Consider the following 8,729-nt stretch of genomic DNA (forward strand, 5'->3'; position numbering starts at 1 on the left):
CGCGGCCGCCGGCCCGCGCGGCACCGACGGCGCCGCGGTAGGCATGGCCTACAATGCCAACCTGATAACCGTGCACGCCGCCGAAGACGTGTTTATTGATGCCAGCCGCGAGGTGAAGGGCATTGCCGACGCCTACATGCTGGCCGGTAACCGGGCCGACGTGCGTATCATCAGCATGAGTATGGGGCGCCTCACCAGCTCGTCGCAAATCGGCGACGCCATTGCGTATGCCTACGGCAAGGGTAAACTGATTTTCTGCGCCGCCGGGACGTCGTTCGACTGGTCGGCGGGCCTGGTGGGCGTCATCTACCCGGCCTCGCTGCCCGAAGCCGTGGCTGTAACCGGCATGAAAAGCGACCTGAGCACCCGCTGCGACGAGTGCCACGTGGGCGCCGACGTGGAATTCACCGTGGTAATGCAGCAGGCCAGCAACGACCGCCGTCCCCTCACACTGGCCATGAGCGGCGACGACCCCAGCACCGTGGGCGGCTCCTCGGTAGCTACCAGCAGTATGGCGGGTATGACGGCCCTCATCTGGGCCAAATACCCCACCGAAACCCGCGCCCAGATGATGAGCCGGCTCGTAGCCGCCAGTTCCAACCGCAATGCCCGCAGCAGCAGTTTCGGCTGGGGCCGCGTGAACGTGGGCGCGGCACTGGGCGCGCTACCGCTGTAAGGTTGGGTTAAGCGTAAAAACAGCGTCTGTCATCCTGAGCATTCTGCGATTAAAGCAGAGACGAAGGATGACAGACGCTGTTTATTCCAACTCTTAATTACGCAATGCTCACCTTCACCATGTTGGCTTTGCCCTGGTCCTGGATGGGCATGGAGCCTGTGGTGATGTACACGTCGCCGGCTTCGAGGTGGCCGGTGGCGGTGAGCACGTAGCGGATGTCGGCCACGGTGCTATCGGTGCTGATGAGGCGGTCGTAATAGAAGGCGCGTACGCCCCACACCAAGCTCAGCACGGTGAGCAGCGGGCGGTTGTTGGTGAAGATGAAAATGTTGGCTTTGGGGCGGTACTTGGCCAGCTGGAAGGCCGTGTAGCCGCGGTGCGTCATGCCGGTGAGGGCTTTGGCGCCGGTGTTTTTAGCCAGGTGGCACGAGGCCGAAAGCACGCTGTCGGCCATGAAGTTGGCGCCTTTGGGGTCGACGGGCCACCACTTGTGGAACAGCTGCGGGCTGCGGCTTTCCACGCTCAGAATGGTGCCCACCATCGAGCGGATAACCTCGGCGGGGTAGGCGCCCACGGCGGTTTCGGCCGAAAGCATCACGGCGTCGGCGCCGTCGAGCACGGCGTTGGCCACGTCGCTGGTTTCGGCGCGGGTGGGGCGGGGAGCCGTAATCATCGACTCCATCATTTGCGTGGCCACGATGACGGGCTTGCCGGCGGCGTTGCACTTGGCAATAATCATCTTTTGCGCCATCGGCACTTCCTCCATCTTCACTTCCACGCCGAGGTCGCCGCGGGCTACCATCACGGCATCGGTGAGGGCGATGATTTCGTCGATGTTGCGCAGGCCGTCGGGCGTCTCAATTTTGGCGATGACGCGCGTATTCTTGCCGCTTTCCGCAATCAGTTTTTTGATGAAGCGGATGTCGTCGGCCTTGCGGGCGAAGCTTAGCGCCACCCAGTCCACGTCGTGCTCCAGGCCGAATTGCAGGTCCTCAATGTCCTTCTCGGTCATACTCGGGGCCGATACTTCAGAATCGGGCAGGTTGATGCCCTTGCGGGGCTTCACGAGGCCGCCGTACACCACTTCCACGTCTACTTCCTTGTCGCGGTCGGTGGCCAGCACCTTCAGCTCAATCTTGCCGTCGTCAATCAGAATCATGTCGCCGGCCTTCACGTCGCGGGCCAGGCCTAGGTAAATCGTGCTCAGGCGCGTAGCCGTGCTGATTTCCTTCTCGCCGCACACCAGCTTGAGCTTGTCGCCGGCCTTGATTTCGACGCCACCGCCTTCTACCTCGCCGAGGCGAATTTTCGGCCCCTGTAAGTCCTGCAACAGGCCCACCGACGTTTTCATGTCCTTGTTCAGCCGGCGCACCGTGTTGATAACCGACAGGTGGTCCTCGTACGAGCCGTGCGAGAAGTTGAGGCGGAACACATCGACGCCCTCGCGCATGAGGATGCCGAGGCGCTCGTAGGTGTTGGAGGCGGGGCCAACGGTGGCCACAATCTTGGTTTTGTTGAACGTGGGGGTGCTTTCCATGCGAAGCGGAATACAGAAATGTCAGGACAAAAAAACGCCCCGCCCGAACCAGGAGGGGATGCTGACGCAAAGCGCCAGGCAAAACAGTTACCGGCGCTTCGGGGCCGCCACTTGCGGCCGGCCCGAAGGCCCGCACCGGCAAAAGTCGTTGAATTAAACCGAAAAGCCTATGCTTTTTGCACGGACTTTCCGGAGTTGGCAATTGCAAACGTTTTTATAGGTATAAAGCGGATAGGGGAGGATATTGAATTTACCAGCCCGTCATGCTGAGCGCAGTCGAAGCATCTCTACGCAAGTAATCAATGCCGACTGTAACGAAGCGGTAGAGATGCTTCGACTGCGCTCAGCATGACGTTCTCTTTACGCATTACAATAGTCGCTCACAGCAGCAGGTTTTCCTTATACTTAAGCGTATTCGGGTCGAACTGACAGGCGTACTGCACGGCATCGAGGGCGGTGAGGCGGTGCAGCAGCTCGTCGTCGGCCAGCGCGCCGGTGCCGTTAGTTACGGCCAGCAGGTAGTCGTACTCCTTAATATCGGGCGCCAGAAAGGGCTTTTTGAGCGTGGAGGGCGCAATGGAGCGGTTGCGCAGCAGCCGGCAGGTGAGCGTTTCGGTGGCGTAGAGGTAGTGCGTGAACACAAGGCGGCCCTGGCTGAACAGATTTAACAGCAGCTCGGGCTGCTTCACGAAGCGCAGGCGCAGGGCCTGGTTCAGCGTCCAGGCCAGGGTGTAGTCGCGGGTGCTGCTCACCAGCCCAAACAGGGCGAAGTCGCACTCGTAGTCAACATCCAGGGTAAAAGTCTTCATGGGGCAGCCGCCGCGGCCGGGTTTTCGGCGGGCGGGCAAGGGGGCAAAGCTACGGCCCACAACGAGGTGCCGCCATAATGTTGTACCCGCATTTCCGGAGCGCGGCCGTGGGTTAGATAAAAATTCTCTCGTTACTTTGTGCCGTAATTTTCCCTAAACCCCCCACGGAAATGTCTGAAATCGCAGAAAAAGTAAAGGCCATTATTATTGATAAACTGGGCGTTGAAGCCTCCGAGGTTACCCCCGAGGCAAGCTTCACCAACGACCTGGGTGCCGACTCGCTGGATACCGTCGAGCTGATTATGGAGTTCGAAAAGGAGTTCAACGTGAGCATCCCCGACGACCAGGCCGAGAACATCGGCACCGTGGGCCAGGCCATCAGCTACCTCGAGGAGCACGCCAAGTAGTTTTTTTCATTCCTGACCAAGCGCGCTATCCGAGCCGATTTTACTCGTCCGTTTTCCCGCTTTGCCCGGAATAAGTATCTAATTCTGCGCATACCGGCCGGCTAGCCGCCGGCCGGTTTTGCTGTTTATTCCCGCCTCACCTTTCGCGCCCCTGGCGCCTGCTTATGTCGTCCATCCGACGCGTTGTCGTTACCGGCCTTGGGGCCATCACGCCGCTGGGCAATACGGCCCCGGCTTATTGGGAGGGCCTGCGCACCGGCACGAGCGGTGCCGCCACCATCACGCGCTTCGACCCCGCCAAGTTCAAAACCCGCTTTGCCTGCGAAGTCAAGGACTACAACCCTGACGCGTATTTCGACCGTAAAGAGGGCCGCAAAATGGACCTTTTCACGCAGTTTGCCGTGGTGGCCTCCGACGAGGCCATCGCCGACTCGGGCCTGCTCGAGAGCGGCGTCGACAAGGACCGCGTGGGCGTGATTTGGGGCTCCGGCATCGGCGGCCTGAAATCGCTGCAGGAAGAATGCTTCCAGTTTGAGCGCGGCGACGGCACCCCCCGCTACTCGCCGTTCTTCATTCCGCGCATGATTGCCGACTCGGCGTCGGGTAACATCAGTATCAAAAACGGCTTCCGCGGCCCGAACTTCGTGACGACCTCGGCCTGCGCCTCGTCGAACGACGCCATCATCGCGGCCTTCAATAACATCCGCCTCGGCCTGGCCGACGTGGTGGTGACCGGCGGCTCCGAAGCGGCCATCACCGAATCGGGCGTGGGCGGCTTCAACGCCCTCAAGGCCATGAGCGAGCGCAACGACGACCCGGCTTCGGCCTCGCGGCCCTACGATAAGGACCGCGACGGTTTTGTGCTGGGCGAAGGGGCCGGCGCGCTGGTGCTCGAAGAGTATGAGCACGCCCAGGCCCGCGGGGCCAAGATTTACTGCGAACTGATTGGTGGCGGCATGTCGTCGGACGCTTACCACATCACCGCGCCCGACCCCAGCGGCGAAGGCGTGGTGCTGGTGATGAAAAATGCCCTACGCGACGCTGGCATTCAGCCCGAAGAAGTAGACTACATCAATACCCACGGCACGAGCACGCCGCTGGGCGATGGCGCTGAAATCAAGGCCATCGAAAAAGTATTCGGCGCGCACGCCGAGAAGCTGAACATCTCCTCGACCAAGAGCATGACTGGCCACCTGCTGGGCGGTGCCGGCGGCATCGAGGCGGTGGCCTGCATCATGGCGATGCAGCACGGCATTGTGCCACCCACCATTAACCTGCACACGCCCGACCCGGAAATCAACCAGGCGCTGAACTTCACGCCGAACACGGCGCAGGAGCGCGACGTGCGCGTGGCCATGAGCAACACGTTCGGCTTCGGCGGCCACAACACGTCGGTGATTTTCCGCAAGCTGTAGGCTGGTACTGGCGAAAAACAGAACGTCATGCAGAGCGCAGCGAAGCATCTCGCTCGAAGTAGTAATCCGGTTGAAAGGATTTACTATTGCACGCGAGATGCTTCGACTGCGCTCCGCATGACGTTCTTTTGTAATAAATCTCCCCTTTACTTCCCTTCATTTGTTCAGCTTCGTTTCCCGGCTTTTTGCCTCTGACAAGTCGTTTCGGCAGGCGGTGGCGACCGTGACGGGCCAGACGCCCAAAAACTCCCGGCTCTACCGGCTGGCGTTCACGCACTCGTCGGCGGTGCGGCAGCTGCCGGGCGCGGCCCGCCACCAAACCAACGAGCGGCTGGAGTTTCTGGGCGACGCGGTGCTGGGCACGGTGGTGGCCGAGTACCTGTTCAAGAAGTACCCTTACGAACAGGAAGGCTTCCTGACGGAAGTGCGCTCGCGCATCGTGAACCGCGAAAGCCTGAACGGCATCGCCCTGAAGCTGGGCCTCGACAAGCTGGTGCAACTCGATACCGCGCAGGGCCGCGCCGCCCGCTCGCGTTCGGTAAACGGCAACGCGCTGGAAGCGCTGGTGGGCGCGGTGTACCTCGATTTGGGCTACAAAGCGGCCCGCAAATTCGTGCTCACGCGCCTTGTGAAGGGCTTCGTTGATGTGCACACGCTCACCACCACCACCGCCAATTTCAAGAGCAAGCTGGTGGAATGGGCCCAGCGCCAGGGCAAGGTGCTACGCTATGACATCACGGGCGAGGCCCGGCCGGGCGGCGCAATGGAGTTTACGGCCAGTGTGTTGCTGGATGAGGAAGTCATTGCCACCGGCATGGGCCTGAGCAAGAAGCAGGCAGAGCAGCTGGCCGCTGAAAGAGCCTTGACGGAGCTGGGCGTGGCCTGAAAAAAGGGTTGAATGTTGAGGGTTAAGTGCTGAGTTCTTCGCAAGAATTCATCGGGATAGAAGCAGAATGGCTACTCTGCTAAAACCATGTGCTTCGGCTGGCGTTGCTTTTATCGAATAGTCTGGCTGACCTCATTCAACCCGCAACACTCAAAACTCAACCTTTCCCATGCGCATTGCTGGAGCTGCCCTCAACCAGATTCCCATCGACTGGGAAAACAACCTGCGGAACATTCAAACGGCCATTGAGCAGGCCAAGACCGCCGGTGTGGAACTGTTGTGCCTGCCCGAACTGTGCCTGACCGGCTACGGCTGCGAAGACCTGTTTCTGAGCGACTGGATGCCCGAGGCGGCGCTGGCGCACCTGCAAACGGTGCGGGCCTGGACGCAGGGTATTTGTGTGGTGGTGGGGCTGCCGGTGCGCCTGCCGGGCCGCACCTACAACACGGCCGCGGTACTGCGCGATGGCCAGATTCTGGGCTTCGCGGCCAAGCAGTTTCTGGCCAACGACGGCGTGCACTATGAAACGCGCTTTTTTGCGCCCTGGGTGGCGGGCGAAACCAGCACCGTGAGCTGGGAAGGGGAGACGTGGCCGCTGGGCGACCTCGTGTTCGAGCACCAAGGCGTGCGCTTCGGATTCGAGATATGCGAAGATGCCTGGCGGCCCGACAACGTGCGCCCCGCCTGCCGCCTGATGGGCCGGGTGGATATGATTGTGAACCCCTCGGCCAGCCACTTCGCGATGAGCAAAACCGACGTGCGCTACCAGCTGGTGATGAAGGCTTCGCGCACGTTCGACTGCACCTACCTCTACGCCAACCTGCTGGGCAACGAGGCCGGCCGCATCATCTTCGACGGCGAAATTCTGGTGGCCCGCAACGGGCACCTGCTGAAGCGCAACCAGCTGCTGAGCTTCAAATCGGTGGATTTGGAATGGGTAGACGTGGACTTCGCGACCAAGCCCGAGCCGGCGGCCGAGATTGTACCGCTGCCCGCGCCCGACGAATACAAGGAACTGAACCAGGCCATGAGCCTAGGCTTGTTCGACTACCTGCGCAAGGCGCGCAGCAAGGGCTTCGTGCTGAGCTTGAGCGGCGGGGCGGACTCCTGCTTCTGCGCCGTGGGCGTGGCCGAAATGGTGCGCCTGGGTGTGGAGGAGTTGGGCTTGGCTGAGTTTAAGCAGCGCATTGGCCTGCAGGCGGCGAGCGAAACGGTGACGCAGGAAGGTGCCGGCGGCAAGGCCGCGCAGGTAGTGGAAAAGCCCGCGCCGGAAGGCGGCCTGAGTTCCAACCAGCAGTTGGTGCAGCAATTACTGACCTGCGCGTACCAGGGTACCGTCAATTCTTCCAACGACACGTTTAACTCAGCTAAGGAGCTGGCCGACAGTATTGGCGCGCGGTTTTTTAATTGGGAGATTGATGAGGAAGTGACCGGTTACGTGGGCAAGATTCAACACGCGTTGGGCCGGGAGCTGACCTGGAAGACGGATGACCTGGCCCTGCAAAACATTCAGGCCCGGGTACGCGCCCCGGCCATCTGGCTGCTGGCCAACGTGCAGAATTGCCTGCTTATCACCACCAGCAACCGCTCCGAAGCCAGCGTGGGCTATTGCACCATGGATGGCGACACGGCCGGCAGCATCTCGCCCATTGCGGGCGTCGATAAAGACTTCGTGAAAAAGTGGCTGCGCTGGGCCGAAACCGAGCTAGGCTACCCAGCCCTGCGCCACGTGAACGCCCTGCAGCCCACCGCCGAGCTGCGCCCGCTCGAGGACAAGCAGACCGACGAGCGCGACCTGATGCCCTACGCGCTGCTCAACCGCATCGAGCGCCTGGCTTTCTACAACCGCCTGAGCCCAAAGAAGGTGCTGGCCACGCTGGAAACCGAAGAAACCGGCTTCGACCACGAGCAGCTGAAAACCTACGTGCGCCGCTTCTACAACCTCTGGAGCCGCAATCAGTGGAAGCGCGAGCGCTACGCCCCCAGCTTCCACCTCGACGATTACAACGTGGACCCGCGCTCCTGGCTGCGTTTCCCGATTCTGAGCGGTGGGTTTGCGGAGGAGTTGGCGGCATTGTAGCGTATGGCTTGCACCATGCGCGAGGGTGCGCAGAGCATGCGGCGCTTATTTATTGATTTGAAAACCAGTCATCTCAATAAAAACTGCTCACATGTGCGCAAGTTTTTCGCGCTGAATGGGCCTAATACCGTGTAGCCCCAATTGGCGCGGTTGCGCGTGATTGTCGAAGCTGCTGAAGTATTCGTTATAATTTCAGTACCGGTTTCTGTGACTTGCGCCATTCCACTATTGCCAACGCTTGAGCCGCCTGCCTGTCTGGAAGCAGTTGACTTGGCCGCCAACGCGGATGCCGAACTGGTGGCGCAATTGCAAGCCGGCGACGAAGTGGCGTTTCGCACGCTGGTCGAGCGCTACCAGAATCGCATCTACCGCACAGTTTTTTCGCTGCTCCGCAATGCCGAAGAAGCCGAGGACGTGGCTCAAGAAGTTTTTGTGGAAGTGCACCAGACCATCGCCCGGTTTCGGGGCGAGGCATCGCTAAGCACCTGGCTGTATCGACTGGCGACTTCACGGGCGCTGAAAAACCTGCGCCGCGCCCGCGCCAAAAAGCGCTTCTCCTACCTCACCAGCCTGCTCGGGTTTGATAATGCCGTGCTGCACGAGCCGCCCGACCACGCTCACCCGCAGGCGCTGCTGGAAGGGCAGCAGCAGCTTCAGTTGCTGCTGGCTCACATTGCCCGGCTGCCTGAGTCGCAGCAGGTGGCGTTCACGCTGCGCCATGAGCAGGAGTTGAGCTACGAGCAGATTGCGGCCGTGCTCGGCACCACCGTGGCCGCCGTGGAGTCGCTGCTATTCCGGGCCCGCCAAACGCTTCGCAAACACATTAATACTTCGCGCCATGCCTGATGCTGCCCCCCGCCCCGGCGCCGACCCCGAGTGGGACGAGCTGCTGCGCCAGCTGCGCCGCCAGCCGGTGCCG

Annotated in this window: 8 protein-coding genes; 6 read left to right on the forward strand and 2 right to left on the reverse strand. The window is 61.2% G+C overall.

Translation table 11 applies throughout. The features are described from left to right. Positions 1-676 (forward strand): S8 family serine peptidase (locus tag ACYVDE_RS09165; protein WP_460501187.1); only part of this gene is annotated, 676 nt, incomplete at its 5' end. Positions 677-773: 97 nt separating this feature from the next. On the opposite strand, the gene pyk is transcribed toward ACYVDE_RS09165, so the two are convergent. Together pyk and ACYVDE_RS09175 are read right to left on the reverse strand one after the other, a co-directional pair. After that, positions 774-2,213, reverse strand: coding sequence for a pyruvate kinase (gene pyk, locus ACYVDE_RS09170; protein ID WP_460501188.1), 1,440 nt, complete (start codon positions 2,211-2,213; stop codon positions 774-776). A gap of 380 nt (positions 2,214-2,593) precedes the next feature. After that, positions 2,594-3,022 carry an IPExxxVDY family protein gene (locus tag ACYVDE_RS09175; protein ID WP_460501190.1) on the reverse strand — a complete coding sequence of 143 codons (429 nt, stop codon included), beginning with the start codon at positions 3,020-3,022 and terminating at the stop codon, positions 2,594-2,596. Between the two features lie 170 nt (positions 3,023-3,192). Here ACYVDE_RS09175 and ACYVDE_RS09180 point away from each other — a divergent pair, with 170 nt between their 5' ends. From ACYVDE_RS09180 to ACYVDE_RS09200, 5 genes are all read left to right on the forward strand, one after another. Beyond that, the gene (locus ACYVDE_RS09180) at positions 3,193-3,429 is read left to right on the forward strand and encodes an acyl carrier protein (RefSeq protein WP_019948606.1); all 237 of its coding nucleotides are present in this window, start codon (positions 3,193-3,195) and stop codon (positions 3,427-3,429) included. A 164-nt stretch (positions 3,430-3,593) separates the two neighbouring features. Beyond that, positions 3,594-4,844: a beta-ketoacyl-[acyl-carrier-protein] synthase family protein gene (gene fabF, locus ACYVDE_RS09185; RefSeq protein ID WP_460501191.1), complete on the forward strand. Its 1,251-nt coding sequence runs from the start codon at positions 3,594-3,596 to the stop codon at positions 4,842-4,844. 160 nt (positions 4,845-5,004) lie between these two features. Then, positions 5,005-5,730 (forward strand): ribonuclease III family protein, encoded by a 726-nt coding sequence (gene rnc / locus ACYVDE_RS09190; protein WP_460501192.1) that lies wholly within the window; start codon positions 5,005-5,007, stop codon positions 5,728-5,730. Between the two features lie 169 nt (positions 5,731-5,899). Further along, entirely contained in the window at positions 5,900-7,810 is a 1,911-nt protein-coding gene (nadE, locus tag ACYVDE_RS09195; RefSeq protein WP_460501194.1) for a glutamine-dependent NAD(+) synthetase, read from the forward strand. A gap of 270 nt (positions 7,811-8,080) precedes the next feature. Continuing rightward, a complete protein-coding gene (locus ACYVDE_RS09200) occupies positions 8,081-8,656 on the forward strand; it encodes an RNA polymerase sigma factor (RefSeq protein WP_460501196.1) in 576 nt (191 codons plus the stop codon). Positions 8,657-8,729 lie beyond the last annotated feature (73 nt).

The organism is Hymenobacter agri (assembly GCF_054778495.1).